Source organism: Paenibacillus sp. GCM10027627, assembly GCF_042675505.1.
Lineage (GTDB): Bacteria > Bacillota > Bacilli > Paenibacillales > Paenibacillaceae > Pristimantibacillus.
Genome location: NZ_JBHTHB010000002.1, coordinates 145497 through 166758, shown reverse-complemented (window position 1 = coordinate 166758; position 21262 = coordinate 145497). Strand labels below are relative to the sequence as shown.

The window sequence follows — 21262 nt, the reverse complement described above, 5'->3', positions numbered from 1 at the left end:
TTGTCCGGTTTATAGAGATATTTCCCCTTCCACTGGAGGATTATCTCCTTTCTTTTCCTTTCATTTCCGCCGCACAATAGAGATAGCTTCCTGCAAGCGAAGCGTTTATCCCCGGTTGAACCCCATTCCCCATTCCGTACGCAGCAGCAGTCGACCATCATTTATTCCAGTGAACCCGGTATGTGCAAGAGCGCCTATTTCTTTCAAATGGAGGTGAGCTGTCCGTTTTGTCAGCGCTTCAAATGAAATCGCTTACATTATGCTTGGCAACCATTCTGTTCATTTCGAGAGGAGATATGGGAAGATGAGTGGACAATCACAATCGGTATCGCCTTTAGGGCGAGTTTGCATGGCCGTTTTGGCGCTGTTGCTTGTTTTGACGGGGATTCAGTTTGGAACCCTGAAAGCGGAAGCTGCCGGAACTGGAGGCAAAATAATAGTGGGCTATTGGCATAATTTTGATAATTATTCCACCAACATTAAGCTCCGCGACATTTCTCCCGATTATGACGTTATTCAGGTTGCTTTTGCCGAGCCGGTAGGCGGCTCGCAAACGGGGAATATGGCTTTTGTGCCGTACAACGCGACTGTCAGCGAATTTCAGGCGGACGTCGCTTTTCTGCAAGCGCGCGGACAAAAGGTGCTGATCTCTATTGGGGGCGCTAACGGAAAGGTAGAGCTGACGACAGCTGGGGCGAAACAAACGTTTGTAACCACAATGAAAAGCATCATCGACTTGTACGGCTTTAACGGTTTTGATATCGATCTGGAGGGCAGCTCTCTTGCGCTGAATGCGGGGGATACCGATTTTAAAAATCCGACTTCGCCCAAAATTACAAACCTAATCGCCGCATCCAGGGACATTTTGAGCGCTTACGGTCCCGATTTTCTACTTACTATGGCACCTGAGACGGCATACGTGCAGGGCGCCATTAGCGGCTACGGCGGTATATGGGGCGCTTATTTGCCCGTCATTTATGCGCTCAGGAATGACCTCGACTACTTACATGTCCAGCATTACAATTCCGGCTCCATGCTCGGGCTTGACGGCCGCTCTTATTCACAAGGGACGTCCGATTTTCAAGTCGCCATGGCGGAAATGCTTCTTCAAGGCTTCCCAATTGGCAACAACCCAAACAATATGTTTCCCGCCTTGCGCCAGGATCAGATTGTGATCGGGCTGCCCTCTTCGCCGCAAGCGGCGGGCGGCGGCTACACCACTCCGGCCAACGTGCAAAAGGCGCTTGATTATTTGATTAAAGGCCAATCTTACGGAGGAAGCTACGTGCTTCGAAATCCGGCTGGCTATCCCGATTTTAAAGGGCTGATGACCTGGTCGATCAACTGGGACAAATTTACCAACTATCAATTTTCAACGAGTCACCGCGCTTATTTGAATCAGTACGGGGGCGGAGGCAATCCCGATATTACACCGCCAACGGTGCCGGCAAACGTTCAAGTAACGGGTCAAACGTCTACCGGCATCAGCTTGTCTTGGCAAGCTTCCACAGATGATCGCGGCGTAACCGGCTATACCGTATATTACACTGGCGGACAGACAACGGTTAGCGGCACAAGCGCCACCGTTAGCGGACTTTTGCCTCAAACGACTTATACGTTTACCGTAAAAGCAAGAGATGCCGCAGGCAATTTATCGGCGTCAAGCGCATCTGTATCCGGAACGACGAATCCGCCGGCAAGAGACGATGTTGCCCCGACCGTTCCAGGAAATTTACGAGTGGTATCCAAAAGCAGCTATTCCGTTGCTCTCGCTTGGGATGCTTCTACCGACAACGTAGGTGTTGCAAGCTATGCGGTTACTTATGGAAACACAAGTTTAAATACGACGGCTACGAATTTGACCGTATCCTCGTTGTCGCCTAATACCACTTATACATTTAACGTAAAAGCGATCGATACTTCCGGCAACCAGTCCGCCGCAAGCTCTCCTTTAACGGTAATTACGGAGATGGTCAACTCTTGCATCTACCAGCCGTACAATGCGACGACAGCTTATTCAGGAGGAATGCGGATTATTTATGACGGCAACATTTACGAAGCAAAGTGGTGGACGAGAGGCGAAATTCCGAATCCAAACAGCACTTTAGGTCCTTGGAAACTGATTGGGCCATGCGGCGATACGGATATGACTCCTCCAACGGCTCCGGCCAATTTATCTGTAACCGCCGTTTATGCCAGAGCGATCTATTTATCTTGGAGTCCGGCCACTGATAACGTAGGCGTAACTGGCTATACCGTATCTTATGGAACGAACAGCGTGAACGTAACGGGGACTACTGCGATGATTATGGGTCTTGCTCCAAATACCGAATATACGTTTACCGTAAAAGCGAAGGATCAGGCAGGCAATGTCTCTGCGGCGAGCAACGCCGTAACACAAAGAACGACGATGGAACTCGATGTTAATCCGCCAACGGTGCCGTCCAATTTGCAAGCCACTTCGGTAACGAGCAACAGCGTGACGCTTTCATGGGGACCGTCCAGCGACAATGTGGCAGTTATCGGGTACTTGGTGAATAACGGATCGACAACGGTTACTTCCCAAGGGACATCGTTTGTTGTATCCGGACTTGCGGCAGGGACGACTTATACGTTTAGCGTCAAAGCGTTTGATGCTGCAGGCAACGAGTCGAATGCGGCAACGGTTCAGGCAACAACGTCCACCTCTACAGGGCCGGCGGCATGGGCTGCGAACGTCAGTTATAAAGTAGGAGACGTGGTCAGTTACGGCGGGAAAACATACAGCTGCCGCCAGCCGCACACTTCGCTTACAGGCTGGGAGCCGACCAACGTTCCCGCTCTGTGGAATTTGGTGTAAGGGGGAGTCATGATGATGATCGCCGCTCGAAACAAGCGTCTTAGTTCTCCTTTGTTCGTACTGCTTGCTCTACTGTTGCTTGTATCCGGAATAGCCTGGAGTCCTCAGAAGGCGAATGCGCAAATACCGGCTGACAAAAAACTTCTGATCGGCTATTGGCACAATTTTGACAACGGCTCGGGTTATATTAGGCTTCGCGATGTGTCTCCAAGCTTCGATGTCATCAATGTTTCGTTTGCGGAGCCGACGAACGGCCCACAAGGGGGAACTATCGGGTTTACGCCGTTTAATGCTACCGATGCCGAATTTATTTCCGATGTTCAATATTTGCAAAGCCAAGGGAAAAAAGTGATTATTTCCATCGGAGGGGCAAACGGCCAAGTTCAGCTCGCTAGCGCCTCTGCTAGAAACAATTTTGTCAACTCGATGAAAACGATTATTTCGAAATACGGCTTTAACGGCCTCGATATCGATTTTGAAGGCCACTCTCTCTACTTAAACAGCGGGGACAGCGACTTCCGCAGTCCAACGACGCCTGTTATTACAAACCTCATCTCCGCTGTGCGCGAGCTTCACGATTTTTACGGCAACGATTTTTTGCTGACGATGGCGCCAGAGACGTTTTTTGTGCAAGTAGGGTATAGCTTCTACGGTGGAAGCTGCATCTCTTGCGACAATCGCGCCGGAGCTTATTTGCCAGTCATTTATGCATTGAGAGATATTTTGGATTGGCTGCAGGTGCAGCATTACAATTCCGGTCCGATTACCGCGCTCGACAATCAGTATTATACGATGGGCAACGCTGATTTTCATGTGGCGATGGCGGATATGGTGTTGACCGGTTTCCCGGTTGCGCGCAACAACAATTTGATGTTTCCCGCACTAAGGCCCGATCAAGTGGTAATTGGTCTGCCTGCCAATGTGAATGCGGGCGGAGGATTTACAGCCGTTGCCGAGGTGCAGAAAGCGTTGAATTATTTAATGAAAGGGCAAACCTTTGGAGGTTCCTATCAGCTGAGAGCGGGTCATCACCCCGGTATGCGCGGACTGATGACCTGGTCGGTCAATTGGGATAAGTACAACAACTTCCAATTTTCATCCAATCATCGCGCATATCTCGACCAACTAGGCGGCGGGGGAGGAGCCGATACAAATCCGCCTTCGGCGCCAACCAATCTGATTTCGACGGCCAAATCGACGGGCAGCGTATCCTTGTCTTGGGGGGCATCCCAAGATGATCGGGGTGTAACGGGCTACGTCGTCTATTATGGCGACAGGCAAATGTCGGTGACAGGCACAGGGGCCTGGGTTGTAGGGCTAAACTCCGACACCTCTTATTCGTTTACGGTAAAAGCGAGGGACGCGGCAGGCAATTTATCCCCCGCGAGCAATTCGATTACGGTGAAAACCGATCCCATTATAATCGATATTGCTCCGCCAACGATACCGGGCAACTTCCAATGGACGGGCAAGACGTCAACAAGCGTCAGCTTTTCCTGGAGCCCGTCTACAGACAATATTGGCGTAGTCAGCTACTTGATCAGCTATGGCACGACAGACTTTATAGTCGGAACGCCGCAAACGTTTGGAACCGTGACGGGATTGACCCCAAATACAAGCTACACCTTTACGGTAAAAGCGTTTGACCAAGCGGGCAATGCATCCGGAGCGAGTCTTCCGGTTACGGTCACAACCAATGCGGGCGCGGTTTGCTCCGTTCCGCCATGGAACGAAAATACGGTTTATACCGGCGGGCAGCGCGTATCGTATGGGGGGCAGGAATACGAGGCCAAATGGTGGACTCGCGGAGACCGCCCGGATCTAAGCGGGCAATGGGGAGTATGGAAGCTGATCGGGCCTTGCGGCAGCCCCGACACGATAGCGCCGACTACGCCTACCGGACTGCAAGCATCCAACCACACATCGAGTACCATCACGATAATGTGGACGGCTTCCACCGACAACGTGGGAGTAACAGGATATACGGTTTATTACGGAACGTCCAGCGTCAATGTGACGGGAACAATGGCTGTTATTACACTGCCTTCTCCCAATGTGACGTATTCGTTTACTGTAAAAGCAAGAGATGCCGCCGGTAATTATTCTTTGGCGAGCAACCCGCTGCAAATTGTAACACCCGTAGGCGGTACGGGCGGCGCATCTACATGGGCCGCACAAGTCGGCTATGTAGCGGGAAATACGGTTACGCATGGGGGCAACACCTATGTTTGCTTACAGCCGCATACATCGATTGCGGGCTGGGAACCGCCCAACGCTTCGGCGCTTTGGAAGCTTCAGTGAAGTACACTGTAGTAAAGTTTAGTAAAGTCCAATAAAGCGAATAAAAGACGCCCCAAAACCGCAGTGTGCAGCTGCTTTGGAGGCGTCTTTTTACGTACATAGGTGTAGACGGGTTACTTTTTTAATTTGAAATGCACGATGGCGGAAAAATGCATCTTTTCCGTGCGCGGATTAAAAGCAGCCTGATGAGATACCGAATGAACGTCTAGCAGGAGCGCTTTGTTTATATCGATCGCTTTTTCGATGAGCGACTCCAACGTTTTGAGATCGGAGGCCTCGTAACATTCGATTTTGGTTTCAATAAGCTCTATTCGAAAATCCATTTTCATTCCTCCTAATCATTGTATTTTTTATGAATCAGCCGATAATTCCGCAAATGTTTACAATTTGTCAAGGGATTGTATGCTATTCCTTTTCAAATTCGTGTACAATAAGGGGGACAAGGAAGGAGGTACAGCGATGGCAGATGTTCCAGCATCGGTATGGATTTTTTCGGCAATTATTATCGCGATCATTACCTGGGTAACGCTCTGGGTAACGAAGAAAGCGTACTCCAAAAAGTGGGACGAATCCGATAAATAACTTTCAATTAATCCGAAGCGCAATAGCGCATTAAAGCGGCGGTCGCCGGCGAAAGCCGAACCCGTCGTTTTTAGTTAGGTCTAAATGATGCAAAAGAGCGCCCCGCATAAAGGATGCGAAGCGCCCGGATAAGTTATGTATGCCAGTCTTTCATGGTCGGGACGACACGATTTGAACATGCGACCCCCTGGTCCCAAACCAGGTGCTCTACCAAGCTGAGCTACGTCCCGGAAAAAAATGGTGCCGCCGAGAGGACTTGAACCCCCAACCTACTGATTACAAGTCAGTTGCTCTACCAGTTGAGCTACAGCGGCATGTATTTTTTCTCGAACACAAGATGTATTATTACATATACCCGAATAGTTTTGCAAGCCCTTTTTTAAAGTTTAAATTTTCAAATAATTACTTATTGCAACCAAGCGATTTGAAGCCTTTTGATTCCCTCCTCCAGCTGTCCCTCCGTCATCCCTCCAAACCCCAGCATGACATACCGTCCGGAGCTTTCGATCCCGTTGTTCCAATGTTTGGCGGGCGAATATACTTTGCAGCCATGTTGTGCCGCTAGAGCGATCAGCTCATCGGCGCGTTTCCCGTTAATCGCAAGCAGGAGATGCATGCCGGAGCAATCTCCTACGATTGAGGCGTTTGAGCCGAAGCAAGCGCGGATGGCATCCGTAAGCGCTTTGTGCCTCGTTTGATACACCCTTCTCATTCGTCTCACATGCCTTGCAAAATGCCCCTTTTTCATAAAAAGCCAAATGGCATATTGAATCATAGGGGAGACGGCTTGGCTGTAAACCTCCAGCCCCTCTTTGACCTCTGACATAAGTCCGCTTGGCAAAATAACATAGCTTAACCGGGCCGCAGGAAGAAAAGATTTGGATAGTGTGCCTAAATAAATGACTCTCTCCGCAGTGTCGAGCGCTTTTAAAGCGGGAATAGGGGCGCTGTTGTAACGAAACTCGCTGTCGTAATCGTCTTCCAAAATGTAGCCGTTTTGCTCCATTGCCCAGCCCAGCAGTCGCAGCCGTTTTTGGATAGGCATGACCATGCCTAGCGGAAACTGATGGGACGGCGTTACATAAACTAGCCTTGCCGCGGTTTCGCTAAGCTGCTCAAAACTGATTCCATCGGGCTCTACCGAGACGGGCAACAGGTCGCAGCCCATGTTGCGCAAAACCGACTTGACGCCATTGTAACCCGGCTCTTCCATGGCAATCGGCCGTTTGCCGAGCTGAAGCAATTGCACGAGCATCGCAACCGCGTGCTGCGTACCTGCGGCAATAAAAATTTGGTCCGGTTCGCAAACGACTCCTCTGGACTGGTATACGTATTCGGCCAATTCTTTTCTCAATTCAAACATGCCATAAGGATCTCCATAGCCTAAAATGCGTGCGGGATCGCTCCCGAGCGCTTCTATAACGCATGATTTCCATATCGCATGGGGAAAACGGTCTAAAGCAATTTCTCCGTATTGAAAATCGAATTCTATTTTTATCTGCTGTTGCGGGGGATTACACGCAGTAGTTGCAGTGCGACGGTTTTGGCCTTGAGCTGGTGCCTCTCCCGGCGACTTCGGCGTTATCGGAGTCCACTTTTCAATGGGGAGGATAGCATAGCCGCCGCGTTCTTTGCTTTCGACATAACCTTCCGCGAGCAGTTGGCCGTACGCCGATTCTACCGTATTTTTGCTGATGCTAAGATGCTGGGCCAATTGCCGGATGGAAGGGAGGCGGCCGCCTGCGGCCATAGTACCATTTTCGATGCCGCTTCTTATGTACTGATAAATTTGAATGTAAATTGGCGTTTGGCCTTGTTTGTTGAGCAGCGGAGTAAACGAAAGTATGGGCATGAACAATCTGTCCCCTTTATATAATCGATTTCTGTCACTTTTGAAGGTTACAAATTCCATTTATAGTGACAATATCATAGGAGCAGATAGTTGAAAAGGGGATGACCGATATGTTTTCAGTGAGGATGAAGAAGCGTGAATGTACAGACGAGGCGAAAATCGAAACTTTTCTGAAGTCAGCGCAAACGGGCTTTTTGGGATTGTCGGATGGGGAGGGACCTTATGTCGTGCCGCTTAATTTTGTGTGGAGCAAAGACCGGAACGCTTTTTATTTCCATGGGGCGGAAGAAGGACGGAAAATGACGATGATGCAAAACAATTCGCAAGCTTGCCTTACGCTCGCAGAAGCTTACGGCACGATTCCGCATCCCGTGCCCGCGCACACGGATACCGCTTATATGAGTGTAATCGTTTTTGGGAAAATGGAGGAAGTGAACGATTTGGACGAAGCGACAGACGCGATGCAGGCGATGCTGGACAAATATGTGCCGGGCTATTACAATACGCCGCTTGCTAAATCGCATGTGGAGCGTTACCGTTCATCGATGGGAAGCCGGACAGCCGTATTTAAGCTGATAGCGGAGTCTCGTACGGCGAAAGAGAACGAAGATCAAACGATTTGAGCTTGCGGGGTATTTGGAATAATTTTAGTTTTGGAATTGCAGGGATTCGGAAGCAAACAGCGAATAAGTCAGGGGAAATGGGTCGAACAAATTACTTTTAACAGGTGAAATAAACATGATATTTATATTCGCTTATTTAACCCCTATTGTTGCTATTATCTTCTTTGTCAATTGCGTTGCTCTTGCAAAGAAAATAAAGAGCGGAAAAGGAGATACAGCTAATCATACCGGGTGGGGCGCTTTAATGTTCGGCTTTATTATTTTTTCAATAATATGGTCTTCATTAGTAAGCAAATAGATGTGTGAGTTTTATTTAAAGCGAATAGTTTGAAAAGGCCGGCCAGTTGAGGACGGCTTTTTTTGTTTTATAAACGAGTATACGTTATACACTCGGCTTCTCAATTGATTTTTGGCGCAAAAAAATAGTGGTTTATTAAAAACCACTATTTCGTCAACGAGAGACCCCAGCCGGAGCACAAATATTAAATTATAGACTAAGCCGTTTCGCCCTCAAGCTCAGGCTGTTCGATTTGCATTTCGATTTTGCGAATTCGGTTTTTGCTTGTTTCGCGAATAATAAATTTAAGATGGCCGTATCGATGTTCTTTTCCTGGCTTTGGATCGACTAGTTTGCTGTACAGCCAGCCGCCGATCGTATCGACGTCTTCTTCTTCAAAGTTCATGCCTGTCATTGAGCCAAGCTCATCCAACAGCACTTTGCCGTCCAGCAAATAGCAGTTTTCTTCAAGCTGTTCGATTTCTTTGCGTTCGTCGGCGTCGAATTCGTCCCGGATTTCCCCTACGATTTCTTCCAAAATGTCTTCAATCGTTATGAGGCCGGATGTTCCGCCGTATTCATCCACCAAGATAGCAATGTGAACACGTTCCTGCTGCATACGTTTCAAGAGCATTTTGACCGGAGTTACTTCGGATACGCTCAAAACGGGATGGATCAGCTTTTTGAGATCAAACGCCTTGTCGGCGTCATATTCCAGAAACAGCTGCTTCGTATTGATCATGCCGACAATATTGTCTTTGCTCTCCAGCGCGACGGGGAAGCGGGTATATTGTTCTTTTTTAATAATTTCCAAATTATCTTTTAACGAATAGTTGGTGTACAAACAAATCATGTCCGTACGCGGTACCATAATTTCTTTCGCAAGCAGTTCGTCAAATGCGAAAATGCGGCTTACGTAACCATACTCGGTGTTGTTAATTTTTCCGCTTTGGAAGCTTTCATTCAAAATTAACTGAATTTCTTCTTCGGAATGGGCTTCCTCGTGCTCGGTCATCGGCTTGAGGCCAAACATGCGGACCAAAGCGTTAGCGGAGCCGTTCAAAAGCCAAATAAACGGATACATTAATCTATGGAAGAAGATGATGGGTTTCGCCGTTAGAAACGAAATAAATTCCGCTTTTTGAATAGCCCAAGACTTTGGTGCAAGCTCGCCAACGACGACATGCAAAAAGGTGATGAAAATAAACGCGATACCGATGGATAATGCATGGCTTACGGTACTGCTTATTTCCAATCCGTCAAATACGGGTAAAAGTAATTTTTCTACTGTCGGTTCTCCCAGAAAGCCGAGTCCGAGAGCGGTAATCGTAATACCGAGTTGACATGCCGACAAGTAGGCATCCAGATTGCTCGTAACCTTCTGAACGGCGAGCGCGTTCTTCCGGCCCTCCTGCACCAACTGTTCAATCCGGCTTGCCCGCAGCTTGACGATGGCAAACTCCGTCGCAACGAAAAAAGCAGTTAGAAAAATTAGAAGAGCAATCATGATTAAATTGAGTCCTATACCCATTTTCGATTCTCACTACCCTTTATCTTTATAGTTTTTTAATTACTTATGCTTTACTATATCGAAAGATTACAGGTAATGACAACTGCCAAAAGGAACGCTGTGAGCCTTTGAGACTCTGTTATGAGCATTCAGGAGGATAAGGAGCGTCGTTCTCATCGTTTTTCGAGTCTTTACAAGGTGAATTCGCAGGCTTAAGATGAGTTCATATGAACGGATTGGTTCTAAAAGGGTTGTTTTAAACGGAGGTGCGGCAATGGACGCCTTTACGCTTACACGAGAAGAACTTGCTCATTTGCTTGGAGCGCTTGGCGGCCGATATGACGAAAAACCGTCTGAAATCCTCCGAAAAGCATGGGGCAAAACCTGTACGACTGGGAGGAAAGCTCCCGGCGAGCCGAACTCGCCGCTTCCGCCGATCGTACTTAAGCTTATGCGATCCAGCGATCGAAGAGGTTTTTCCTTGCATGAAATAGCGGAGCTTGGCAGTCTGCTGGAAGGCTCCACTTTATCGGTCACATCGATGCAAAATTGGGTGAAGCGCGATTTCAAACCTTATTTTCAGTGCCCGATGGCCGGCAAAAAATATTCGCTTGATCAGACGGCCATGCTGCTTATGATCGACGATTTGAAATCCAGCCTTGATTTTGAAACGATCCGAAGGCTGTTTGCGTTGTTGTTCGTGAGCTGCGAAGACGCTGCCGCAGCGCGGCCGGAGGGTCTATCGCCGCTTTCGATGCTGGATTGCTACGCAGCCTTGTATCAAAAGCTGTATCACGAGTGGGAATCAGTCAATATGGAGCGGACCGAGCAGGCTGTACGGGCGGAGGCGGACAAGGCGGCAATGAAAATGCTTCATATAGATGAAGAACAAAAAACAGCACTGGGCAACCTATTGCTTGTAGCCGTCATTTCGATTCAGGCCGGCAGGTTGCAAGCGATGGCCAGACGGTATTCACAAGAGATCCTCTTTTTGGGGAAGGCGTAATTACATCAATGAGAAAAGAGGTCGTGCAAAACGATGGTCAAGCCGTTTTTAAAGGCTTCCCGGTTTAGAGTCATTCCGGTGATGCTCATACCTGTAGCGCTCGGAGCGCTTGGGGCATACGTATGGGACGGGCAATTCCATCCTTTTTTGTTTGCCGTAACGATAATTGGAGCGGGTGCCGCCCATTTGTTTTCCAATATGATCAATGACTTATGGGATTATTACAATGGGACGGATGCTGTCGCTAAAGGGACGGAAGGGGCCATTTCTACCAATTCGGGCTTTTTGACAAGCGGAACGTGGAGCATCGGACTGTTCAGAACGATCACATGGCTGCTGTTTCTGATCGCCGCAGCATGCGGTGCCGTTTTGGCTTATTTTAGTGGCGTAGCGGTTCTAGCCTTTAGTTTGGCTGGCGCGCTTATCGCATACTTTTATGTAGCTCCGCCTATTCGCTTCGGTTACCGGGGCAAAGGGTACAGCGAAATAGCCATTTTGCTTGCGTTTGGCATTTTGCCCGTGATGGGATCGTATTATGTGCAGGTGTCCGAGGTTGATTACCGGGCGCTGCTGCTTTCTTTGCCTATCGGGCTGATGACGACGCTTATTTTGTTCAATCATCATTTTTTGCATTGGCAGGCCGATCGTGCGGCGGGCAAAAAAACGCTGGTCGTCGTATGGGGGGAGCGTCGAGCGCTGCGGTTTTCCAAAATGCTGCTCTTGCTTGCGTATGCCTCTCTCATTGCATGTGTGCTGGCCGGGGCGCTACCGATCTACGCGCTGCTTGCTCTTCCGACTGCGATTCCGATATATTTGGTGTATGGCCGGTTAAATGAAAGCAATCCATCCGCCGCTTATTTGCCTTTAATGGGGGCTTCGCTTCAGGCGACTATCCGCTGCGGCGTGATCTTAATTGCGGTTTTGATCGTGCAAGGCACCGTTTCATAAATTGACAGCATAGAAAGAAGGTACCATAGATGAGCAAAACATGGACATTAGGCGATTTTCATACGATTTTAAACGAGGGCGAGGTTTGGAAGCAGGGCGGATTCCCGCTCCCGGACGGCTCTTTCTGGCAATATCGCGAGCCGGAGGCTGTCGTCATTGTCCGCAACGGCATTCTTTATGTCCGGGCATCGATTAGCAGATCCAATAATCAGATTCAAATTTTGGACAATGCCAAACATATGTATTATTCCGCCGAAACGGTGAAGGTGCCGGAAAACGGGGAAATCAGCTTTGAGCTGAACATTCGGGCGAGAACGTCGGGGACGGCTCCGGGCGATCTGTACGACGGATTTGTGTCCTTAAATTTGCTCGACTTTACAACGGGCGGAGCGCTTGACTTTTTTGCTGGCAATGATCAATTCGCGAGCGTATACGCTGTGCTGCCTTTCCCGGGCGTTCAAGTGCCGGATACGGACGGAACCAAATATTTTTGCGTATTTAAAGAAGAACAAGCCGGTTTTCAGCCGCGGGAATTCAATACGTACAACATTACGTACAACCGTCCAAACGACGAAGTCGTCTTTTATGTAAATGGCGTTGAAGTTCGGAGAGAGCGCAATGTGCCGGTTAAATTCAACGAATTTACAGTTGCGCTAGGCATTATGACGGAGAAGGATCTTACTCCAGGAGGAAGCGTCTCGGCACATGGACAAACGGTCATTGCGGAATGGTCGCCGATTACGATTGAAGTAAAAGAATAACGAAACCAAAAGGGGTTTAAGCATGGTATTCGTCTTCATCGCTTTATGGTCGATTGCGGCCATCGTCTGGCTGTCCGAACCAGGCTCCGCCGTCAACAGACGGCTTGGAGCTCTGGCGTTCAGCGGCGGGATGGGGGCGCTTGCGGCCAATTTGGATTACAAGTGGCTTCCCTATGCAATAAAAGCGGGCGCTAGTCCCAAAGTTCAGGAGCTGCTGTACCAATTGCAAGCGTTCTCATCTTTAGTTGGCTATTATGCCGTTCCGTATTTCTTCTTGCTTTTCGCTATTTCCTATCGGGGATATCCGTCCGGACGGATAGCAGCATGGCTGCCGTGGCTGCTTCTGCTTCCGATCGTTTATTGTGTTTTATTTACCCCTCCGTATAATGAGAGATACCCGATTACGTACGACATCGTCGTTTGGTGGGCAGCGCCCTATATTTTAATCGGCACTTATTTGGTTTTGTCGAGACGAGTGCCGCCTACCGTCTTCGCTCGAACGCACTGGGTTGTATGTCTTGCGGTGCTGCCTACCGTCTTGTTTGCCATGGCGATGAATTATTTGCTGCCGAGCATAGGCATGCTGAAAATGTGGATTTACAATACATGGTTTGTCGGGCTGGGCGCTTTCGTCTTCGTCGTTGGTTTATTTACATATGGATTTATGGGGATTCGCATTTTAATCGACCGCAGAAGATACGATTCCACGCTGCGCGCCGTGACAACCGGGACGGCAATGCTCAATCATGCGATCAAAAACGATGCGGGCAAGCTAAGGCTGTTTGCCGAAAAGATGAAGCGGTATGCCGCTGCCACGGAACAAAACGAGCTGCTGGCGGATGTAGAAGCGGTGCTGTCGGCCTCCAGACATATGGAAGAGATGGTGGCTAAGGTGCATCGCCGTACGGAAGATTTGATGCTGGAGCTAGGACGCGTTCAATTGACCGAACTTGTAAAGGAAACGATGGATGCCTTGCGGCCTTCTCTTAGGGAAGTGGAGCTGGACGTGAACGTGGAAGGCAGCTGGACTTGCCTGCTGGACAAGGCACAGACGGCGGAGGCGATTACGAATATAGCGATCAATGCCGTTGAGGCGATGGAAGGCAAAGGGAAGCTCCGGCTTTTGCTGACGGAAACCAAGCGGGAGCTCGTGCTTGAAATTTCGGATACGGGACCTGGCATGGAGCGGTCGCTTCGCTCAAGCGCGTTCGAGCCTTTTTATACGACAAAGCGGACAAGCAACAACTTCGGGCTGGGACTGCCTTATGCGTACCATGTGATGCGCAAGCATAAAGGCTCGCTTCATGTGCGAAGCAAGGTGGGCGAAGGGACGACGTTTTATATGGCTTTCCCCAAAAAATCATTGAAGGCGGAGCACAGCAGCGTTCAGCCTCAACATGGAGGTGCCGATAGTGGAGCAGATACGGATTGGTCTGGTGGAGGATGATCCCGATTGGCTGAGGGGATTGTCGCATTTTTTGCAAAGCGAACCCGATTTCAAGTTGGTCTGGACGGCCTCGACGGGGGCAAAGGTGAGAGAAACGATTGCGCATAGCGATGGGAACGTCGATGTGGTCCTCATGGATATTATGATTGATGGAGTTCCGGAAGGAATTGCGCTCGCGGAAGAAACCGCTTTGGCTACCGGAGCGAGAGTAATTATGCTGACCTCCATGGAAGAGAAGGAACTTATTTTCCGCTCGTTTCAAGCGGGAGCGATCGATTATCAGCTCAAGACGAACTTCGAGAAAATCCCGGACGCGATCAGGCAAGCTTACAGGAAGCAGGCATCTATCAGTCCTGCCGCCGCAGAACAGCTGCGCGAGGAATTCCGCAGATTAAAGGGACTGGAGAAGGAGTTTGAGACGAAAAAGCTGTCCGATCTCATTACCCCGTCCGAGCTTCAACTGCTTGGTCTAATCCATGAAGGCTACTCTCAGCCGCAAATTGCGGACAAATTGTATATTACGCTCCGTACCGTCAAAAACCACGTCAACCACATTTTGAAAAAGCTCGGGATGACGGGTTCCAAAGAGGCCGCCGCCAGACTTAAAGAAATGGGGCTGCTGGATAAAGAGAAGGAGCAGAGATAGTACCATACTTTTTTGGTACTATTTTTTTTATGGAAAAAAAGTACAATGGCATTACAGTCAGCAACAAACAATAGGTCGAAAGGGGGGGGCGTTATCGCTTTTGAACTGTTTTCAACCCAGCATATGGCGGCGCTCGTGGTTTCAGTTATCGTTTTTTCATGCGTGGTATTGTTCAGACGGCAGATTAGGATAGGGAAAATAGACCGAATATTCCGTCTTTTACTCGCTTCATTTCTTCTGATATGCGAACTTTCGTTGCAGTTGTCTTTTTTAACGGAAGGTAGCTGGGGAGCGGCCTCGCTTCCCCTCCAGCTCTGCAGTCTGACACTGCTGCTGTCGGTTGTTTTGCTTGCTTTCCGGGCAAAGGCGCTGTACGGACTCGTCTTTTTTCTAGGTACTGCTGGCGCGCTGCAGGCTCTGGCTACGCCTAACTTAGGAGAGGCCTTTCCGCATTTCAGATTTTTTCAGTTTTTCGCCGCGCATATTGGCATTATTTTAGCCGCATTGTATGTGTTCGTTGTGGAGCGTTATCGCCCTACGCTGAAATCTGCTTTTGCCGCGCTGGCTTGGCTGCATGTTCTAGCCGTACCTGCCGCAATTGCGAACATGGCGTTTGGCACCAACTTTATGTTTTTGGCCCGCAAGCCGGAAACGGCGTCTTTGCTTGACGCGTTGGCTCCGTGGCCGTGGTATTTGCTTCAACTGGAATTCGTAGCATTGGCGTCTTGCCTGCTGCTGCTTGTAGGATCAAAGCTTGTATACGCTATTTTCAGGGGGAAAAAGAGATGAAAGAGATGCTGAAGAGTCATTGGACTTCACTGCTCGGAGCTTTGTTTGTAATAGCGGCATTTATTACGTTGTTTCAGTATTCGGTAGATCAAGGCTGGATTAGCGATTCGGCCAAAATCGGCATCGGGCTGCTTGCCGGAATTGGCATCGGCATGGCTGGCGTCAAGGTAGCGCAGAAACCGAATCGAGTATGGACGGGGCAAATTATGCTCGGCATCGGAGTATGCGTTTTGTATGCCACGCTAACTTTTGCAGGCGTTTATTATGCAATATGGGAACCGACGCCTATTTTGATCGCCATGACGGCGATTACGGCCGGGTTAACTTTTTACGCGAGCCGGTTTCAGTCCCGATTGCTCATGAACATCGCGGTTTTAGGAGCTTTGCTGGCACCTCTTCTGATGCGGCCGGAATCCGATCAAAACTTTACATTGTTTCTATATTTGCTCGTCTTAAATTGTGCGTTTATTTATTTAAGCGTGGTCAAAGGATGGCTTGAGCTTCGCATCGTCAGCTTTGCAGGCACTTGGCTCATGTATCTTGTCTATTTCATCCATTTCGCTCCACCGCTGGATGGGGTATGGAGCTTGCCGATTCGCTACGCGCTGTCCGCATTTATCTTCTACACAATCGCATTGCTGCTCTCGTCTTGGAAAAGTAAATTAAGTTTTGACGGGGTTGATCTATATCTAAATGCGGCTAACGGTGTTTTCTTCGGCATTTGGGCTTTGAACATTTGGGAAGGAGACGTTGACTACGGCATCGTTCTTCTACTTATCGCGGCTGTTTACTTGGCGGCTGGGTTTGCCGTATACAAATTGAAAGGCAGCACCTCTGTCGCATCAGCTTCGTTTGCCCTTACCGCGGTTCTGCTGGCTTGTATTGCAATCAACAGCTTTGGCGAAGGCGTGTTGTTCAACATTTTGATGTGGGTGCTATACGCTTACTTGCTAACGGCGCTAGGCCATCTAAAACGTTGGAAAGTGGCGACCGTGCTTGGAGCCGCCGTTTGGTTTTTTCTCGGATTTTTCTGGTTTATCGTTACATGGAGTACAGAGAGAGGCGATTGGTTTGACGTCTACATTCCGTTTCTCAGCTGGGGGGCAGCGTCTTGGATTCTTCTTGCGGCACTCGGATTTTATTATGCAAGAACGTTAACATTTAACGATCTTCCTCCGACTCTCAATCGAATTTTCTCCCGATTTTTTGCCCTGATGTCCCATTTTATAATCGGTGGCCTCATGTCAAAACAAATCAAATTGGTGTTTGAAGTCTATTTTCAGGACGCGCCGCAAATTTACATGGACTTAACCCTTTCCGTCGTCTGGGCCCTTTACGCTTTGACTCTTATGCTGTGGGGCGCCTATTACCGGGAAAGAACGTTTACTTGGTTTGGCGCAGCTGTGCTCATCCTTGTAGCGATTAAAGCGATTTTTATGGATTTAAGCGATGAGATTGCTTTGTTTAAAATGGTTGTGTTGCTCCTGCTAGGAGGCATTTCGTTCCTGATGACATGGATTAACGGCAAGTGGAAGGGGGAAAGGCGGGAAAGCGCTGGAGGGGCAGAACAGTCGCAAGCTGCTGCAAATGATCAATCATGACGCGCTGGCCCTTCCGTATATTAATCTCTGATCTATGCCTAAGGGCCATGATCCTTGGGTGGTATTTGCTTCAATTCGATAGGGAAGCTTTGTTTTTTGCTTGCTGCTCCTTGGAGCCGCAATGCTTACATATGCAATAATGGGGGAGACATAAAGGTGAAAGAGATAAAGACGCACATGGCGGGCACTACAAAAGCGCAAAAGCGGAATCACGTATGGACAGGACAAGTTATGATCGGTATCGGAGCATGCATTTTATATGTGGCACTTGCATTGGTTTATTATTCGATTTGGGAACCGACACCCATTTTAATCGGCATGACGGCAATCACCGTTGCATTAACTCTATATGCCAGTAAGTTTAAGTCCCGGCTACTTATGAACATTGCAGTTGCAGCTGCTTTGCTGGCGCCGCTTTTTGTGAGACCAGAATTAGATCAAAGTTTTCCGGTGTATCTCTATTTGCTCGTATTAAATTGCGCTTTCATTTATTTAAGTTACGTAAAGAAATGGATGGAGGTTCGCTTCTTCAGCTACGCGGGCACTTGGTTGCTGTATCTCTTTTATTTCATTTATCCTACCCCTCCTATGGTAGGGGGATGGAGCTTGCCAATCAGCTACGCGCTTAGTGCATTATTTTCTTTGCTGTAACGTTGCTTGCCTCGTTTTGAAAAGCAAATTGAGCTTTGAAGAAGGCATGCTGCTTAACATTTTGAAGTGGGTACTTTGAAAAGAACCTCCATTTTATGCCTCTTCGGACGTAATGGGAGGTTCTTTTTTTCGGCCGGATACCGAGACACTAGCCCTTAGGGCTAAAAACATGTACAATGGAAACCGATATAGCTCATGTACGCTTTTTTCTATTTCATAGGGGGCATCGCTCATGGGTATCGATCCGCGCACAATGAAGACTTTGCTGCAAGCGCAGCTTTCTCCAAGTCTGTCTTTTGCAAATATGACCAAAAAAAATACAAGCCAGCCGAGCAATGACGGCTCGGCATCATTCGATACGATTTTGTCCGCGCAGCTTTCGGGAGGGAAGAGTACTACAGGCGGTCTTTCCGAGAGTGGCGATCCCGTCTGGGGAAATGAGCTGTGGGCGCAAGTAGCCTCGTTTGGCATCACCGAAGCAGCTCCCGTCAGTCAAGCTGAATGGGAAACCGCCGAATGGGCGGGAGCGGGAGACTTTGCCGGTATTATCCAGCAAGCCGCTGCCAAATACGGCGTTTCACCTGCCTTAATTAGCGCCGTGATTGCTACGGAGTCGGGCTTCAATCCGCTTGCGGAGTCGCATGCCGGTGCCAAGGGGCTTATGCAGCTGATGGACGGAACGGCAAGAGGGCTTGGCGTCACAGACTCTTTCGATCCCGTACAAAATGTAGAGGGCGGAACTCGCTATTTGGCGATGCTGCTTCGCAAATACAACGGCAACGAAGCTGTTGCGCTTGCGGCCTACAATGCAGGCCCGGGAAGAATCGACCGGCTTGGGATCAGCACCGACGAAGAGCTATGGGCGAAACTGCATGAGCTGCCGCAAGAAACGCAGCGTTATGTGGCCAAAGTGCAGGGGGCCAAATCTTAAACGTATCGAGATCACGACAGGTTTTCCGCTAATTGTGCGGACGAGGCCCGTGGTCTCTTTCTTTTTTAGCGAAAGGATGAACTGAGATGTTATATTTCGACCATTGCGCTTCAACCCCGCCCTACGAAGAGGTCATCCAAACGATGTCGGAAGTGATGCGCAAACATTACGCAAACCCGTCTTCGCTGCATGCCCAGGGAACGGATGCGGCGAAGCTGATTGTCCGGTCCAGAGAGGTGATCGCTTCCATGCTTGGCACTTCTCAAGGCAAGTGGCTGTTCACTTCAGGCGGGACGGAATCCAACAATTTGGCTATCAAAGGCGTCGCTGGGCAATACCGCTCGCGAGGCAATCATATTATTGCGTCCGGCATCGAGCATGCTTCCGTTGTTGAAGCGCTTAAGCAGTTGGAGGCGGAAGGATTCCGGGTCACTTATTTGCCCGTCGAAACAAGCGGGCATGTCAGCATTGAGACGCTGAAACACGCGCTGACGAAAGAAACCATTTTGGTAACGGTCATGCATGTCAACAATGAAATTGGAACGGTTCAACCAATCCGGGAAATCGGGGAACTGCTGCGGAGCTATCCGCAGACATTGTTTCATGTCGACGCTGTGCAAAGCATGGGCAAGGTCGAATTGAGACCGGAGGAGTGGGGGATCGACTTGGTGAGCGGCTCCGCTCACAAGCTGCGCGGTCCTAGAGGAGCAGGTTTTCTTTATGTCCGCGATGGCGTCGTTTTAAAACCTCTTGCTTCGGGAGGCTCGCATGAATTTGGCTTTCGTGCAGGGACGGAAAATGTTGCGGCGATTGTCGCTTCCGCCAAAGCGGTCCGTTTATCAGTAGAAAGAATGGAGAAAAGAAACGTGAGGATGGAAGTTTACAGCCGGAAGCTGCGCGACTATGTGGCGACCAGGCCGGAACTTAAGCTGAGCGGGGAGCAGCCGTTTGCTCCGCACATCGTTCATTTTTCTTATCCCGGCATGAAGCCGGAAGTGATCGTCCATATGCTGGAGCAGAACGGCATTATCGCATCGACCAAGTCGGCCTGTTCCTCCAAGGAAAACAAGCCGAGCCGGGTATTGCTCGCGATCGGTGCGAATGCCGCACAAGCTTCGGGTGGAATTCGAATCAGCTTTGGGGACGAGCATGAGGATAAAGATGTAGATCAATTAATCGGCGCGCTGGATCGCGTCGTTAACCAATTAAAGCCGCTTGAGAGGAGAACGACCCATTGATATACGATCAAATCGTTTTGCGTTACGGCGATTTAGTGATGAAAGGGAGAAACCGCAATCAATTTGAAAAGCGGATGCTGAGGCAAGTTAAAAACGCGCTTTCTTCGTTCGAAGGCATCGAATATTGGAAAACATTCGGCCGCTTGTATGTCAAGCTGAACGGCCATCCCTACGAGCCGGTTGCCGACCGCCTCAAAGACTTGTTCGGCATCGTGTCGCTAAGTCCCGTGATTAGTACAGATTCGGAGCTTGAGAAGATTCGGGAGACGGCTTTGACGTTGATGAACTCGCTGAAGCAGCCGCCAAAAACGTTTAAAGTGAGCGCCAAGCGTGCGTGGAAAGGGTTCCCGCATAACTCGCAAGAGATGAATCATCTTGTTGGCGCCCCTGTTTTGAGGGCGTTTCCAGAACTAAGCGTAGACGTGCGCAAGCCGGAAATCGAACTGAAGGTCGATATTCAGGAAGAAGCGACTTATTTGTTCTGCGAGGTCATCCCCGCAGCGGGAGGATTTCCTTTCGGCTCCAACGGGAAGTCGATGCTGCTGCTGTCGGGAGGAATAGACAGCCCAGTTGCGGGATGGATGGGTATGAGAAAAGGGCTTGAGCTGGAAGCCGTCCATTTCCACAGCTATCCCTTTACGAGCCAGCAGGCGAAGGACAAAGTGATTGAGCTTGCGCGGAGGCTGTCCTATTATAGCGGAGCTCCGTTTAAGCTGCATATGGTTCCGTTTACTGATATTCAGACGAGGCTTGCGCAAAGCGGTCAAGAAAATTTAATTATTACGCTTATGAGAAGAGCGATGCTTCGCATAACGGAAGGGCTTGCAGAGCTAAATGGAGCTACAGGCATTGTTACCGGAGAAAGTCTCGGACAGGTAGCCAGCCAAACGCTGCAAAGCATGAATGTAATTGGAAGAGCAACGCAGCAGCCGCTCCTTAAGCCGCTTCTTATGATGGACAAAGCGGAAATTATTGAGGTGGCGCAGCGGATCGGAACGTTTCAAACGTCTATTTTGCCTTATGAGGATTGTTGTACTTTGTTTTTGCCGAAGTCGCCGAGCATCAATCCTAATCTAAAAATTGTGGAACGGGTAGAAGCGGGAATAACGGGGCTGCCTGATATGATCCAAGAAGCCATTCGCGGCACGGAAGTGCTGGTTCTTACCCCAGACAGCGAAAAGCCGGAAAACGCGGCAGGAGAAGACGATTGGTTCTAAATGAAACGGTATATAAAAAGAAGCCCAAACCGGTTGTATTGCA

The 21262-nt window shown here is 49.2% G+C and carries 18 protein-coding genes and 2 tRNA genes; 15 read left to right on the top strand and 5 right to left on the bottom strand.

What is annotated here, in order from left to right:
* Positions 1 to 304: 304 nt before the first annotated feature.
* Positions 305 to 2839, top strand: coding sequence for a fibronectin type III domain-containing protein (locus tag ACFQZE_RS08815; protein WP_379355882.1), 2535 nt, complete (start codon positions 305 to 307; stop codon positions 2837 to 2839).
* A 9-nt stretch (positions 2840 to 2848) separates the two neighbouring features.
* The gene (locus ACFQZE_RS08810; protein WP_379355880.1) at positions 2849 to 5140 is read left to right on the top strand and encodes a fibronectin type III domain-containing protein; all 2292 of its coding nucleotides are present in this window, start codon (positions 2849 to 2851) and stop codon (positions 5138 to 5140) included.
* Positions 5141 to 5253: 113 nt separating this feature from the next.
* Here the strand turns inward: ACFQZE_RS08810 and ACFQZE_RS08805 are convergent, their stop codons facing one another.
* A complete protein-coding gene (locus ACFQZE_RS08805) occupies positions 5254 to 5463 on the bottom strand; it encodes a DUF2536 family protein (protein ID WP_379355878.1) in 210 nt (69 codons plus the stop codon).
* A 136-nt stretch (positions 5464 to 5599) separates the two neighbouring features.
* Between ACFQZE_RS08805 and ACFQZE_RS08800 the strand changes: the two genes are divergently transcribed.
* Positions 5600 to 5722, top strand: coding sequence for a hypothetical protein (locus ACFQZE_RS08800; RefSeq protein WP_379355876.1), 123 nt, complete (start codon positions 5600 to 5602; stop codon positions 5720 to 5722).
* 153 nt (positions 5723 to 5875) lie between these two features.
* On the opposite strand, the gene ACFQZE_RS08795 is transcribed toward ACFQZE_RS08800, so the two are convergent.
* From ACFQZE_RS08795 to pdxR, 3 genes are all read right to left on the bottom strand, one after another.
* Positions 5876 to 5952: transfer RNA gene (locus ACFQZE_RS08795), tRNA-Pro, on the bottom strand.
* Between the two features lie 8 nt (positions 5953 to 5960).
* A tRNA-Thr gene (locus tag ACFQZE_RS08790) sits at positions 5961 to 6036 on the bottom strand.
* 92 nt (positions 6037 to 6128) lie between these two features.
* Positions 6129 to 7574, bottom strand: coding sequence for a MocR-like pyridoxine biosynthesis transcription factor PdxR (pdxR, locus tag ACFQZE_RS08785; RefSeq protein ID WP_379355874.1), 1446 nt, complete (start codon positions 7572 to 7574; stop codon positions 6129 to 6131).
* A gap of 110 nt (positions 7575 to 7684) precedes the next feature.
* On the opposite strand from pdxR, the gene ACFQZE_RS08780 reads away from it, so the two are divergent.
* Positions 7685 to 8197 (top strand): pyridoxamine 5'-phosphate oxidase family protein, encoded by a 513-nt coding sequence (locus ACFQZE_RS08780; protein ID WP_379355872.1) that lies wholly within the window; start codon positions 7685 to 7687, stop codon positions 8195 to 8197.
* A gap of 494 nt (positions 8198 to 8691) precedes the next feature.
* Here ACFQZE_RS08780 and ACFQZE_RS08775 read toward each other — a convergent pair whose 3' ends face one another.
* Positions 8692 to 10005, bottom strand: a complete 1314-nt coding sequence (locus ACFQZE_RS08775) for a hemolysin family protein (RefSeq protein WP_379355870.1) — start codon at positions 10003 to 10005, stop codon at positions 8692 to 8694.
* 253 nt (positions 10006 to 10258) lie between these two features.
* Between ACFQZE_RS08775 and ACFQZE_RS08770 the strand changes: the two genes are divergently transcribed.
* The 11 genes from ACFQZE_RS08770 (at position 10259) to thiI (ending at position 21219) form a co-directional block, all read left to right on the top strand.
* Positions 10259 to 10990, top strand: a complete 732-nt coding sequence (locus tag ACFQZE_RS08770) for a DUF1836 domain-containing protein (protein ID WP_379355868.1) — start codon at positions 10259 to 10261, stop codon at positions 10988 to 10990.
* Between the two features lie 33 nt (positions 10991 to 11023).
* Entirely contained in the window at positions 11024 to 11938 is a 915-nt protein-coding gene (locus tag ACFQZE_RS08765; RefSeq protein ID WP_379355866.1) for a prenyltransferase, read from the top strand.
* Between the two features lie 29 nt (positions 11939 to 11967).
* The gene (locus ACFQZE_RS08760; protein WP_379355864.1) at positions 11968 to 12699 is read left to right on the top strand and encodes a DUF6081 family protein; all 732 of its coding nucleotides are present in this window, start codon (positions 11968 to 11970) and stop codon (positions 12697 to 12699) included.
* A 22-nt stretch (positions 12700 to 12721) separates the two neighbouring features.
* On the top strand, positions 12722 to 14146 hold the full coding sequence (locus tag ACFQZE_RS08755; protein WP_379355862.1) for a sensor histidine kinase: 1425 nt from the start codon (positions 12722 to 12724) through the stop codon (positions 14144 to 14146).
* The gene (locus ACFQZE_RS08750; RefSeq protein WP_379355860.1) at positions 14112 to 14792 is read left to right on the top strand and encodes a response regulator; all 681 of its coding nucleotides are present in this window, start codon (positions 14112 to 14114) and stop codon (positions 14790 to 14792) included. The genes ACFQZE_RS08755 and ACFQZE_RS08750 overlap by 35 nt, the downstream gene beginning before the upstream one ends.
* A 45-nt stretch (positions 14793 to 14837) precedes the next feature.
* Positions 14838 to 15581 carry a YwaF family protein gene (locus tag ACFQZE_RS08745; protein WP_379355858.1) on the top strand — a complete coding sequence of 248 codons (744 nt, stop codon included), beginning with the start codon at positions 14838 to 14840 and terminating at the stop codon, positions 15579 to 15581.
* Positions 15578 to 17182, top strand: coding sequence for a DUF2339 domain-containing protein (locus ACFQZE_RS08740; protein ID WP_379355856.1), 1605 nt, complete (start codon positions 15578 to 15580; stop codon positions 17180 to 17182). Before ACFQZE_RS08745 ends, ACFQZE_RS08740 begins: the two co-directional genes overlap by 4 nt.
* Positions 17183 to 17338: 156 nt before the next feature.
* Positions 17339 to 17833: a DUF2339 domain-containing protein gene (locus tag ACFQZE_RS08735; protein ID WP_379355854.1), complete on the top strand. Its 495-nt coding sequence runs from the start codon at positions 17339 to 17341 to the stop codon at positions 17831 to 17833.
* A 232-nt stretch (positions 17834 to 18065) separates the two neighbouring features.
* Positions 18066 to 18764 carry a lytic transglycosylase domain-containing protein gene (locus ACFQZE_RS08730; RefSeq protein WP_379355852.1) on the top strand — a complete coding sequence of 233 codons (699 nt, stop codon included), beginning with the start codon at positions 18066 to 18068 and terminating at the stop codon, positions 18762 to 18764.
* Positions 18765 to 18850: 86 nt separating this feature from the next.
* Positions 18851 to 20002, top strand: a complete 1152-nt coding sequence (locus ACFQZE_RS08725) for a cysteine desulfurase family protein (RefSeq protein WP_379355850.1) — start codon at positions 18851 to 18853, stop codon at positions 20000 to 20002.
* Positions 19999 to 21219 carry a tRNA uracil 4-sulfurtransferase ThiI gene (gene thiI / locus ACFQZE_RS08720; RefSeq protein WP_379355848.1) on the top strand — a complete coding sequence of 407 codons (1221 nt, stop codon included), beginning with the start codon at positions 19999 to 20001 and terminating at the stop codon, positions 21217 to 21219. The genes ACFQZE_RS08725 and thiI overlap by 4 nt, the downstream gene beginning before the upstream one ends.
* The last annotated feature ends 43 nt before the right edge of the window (positions 21220 to 21262 follow it).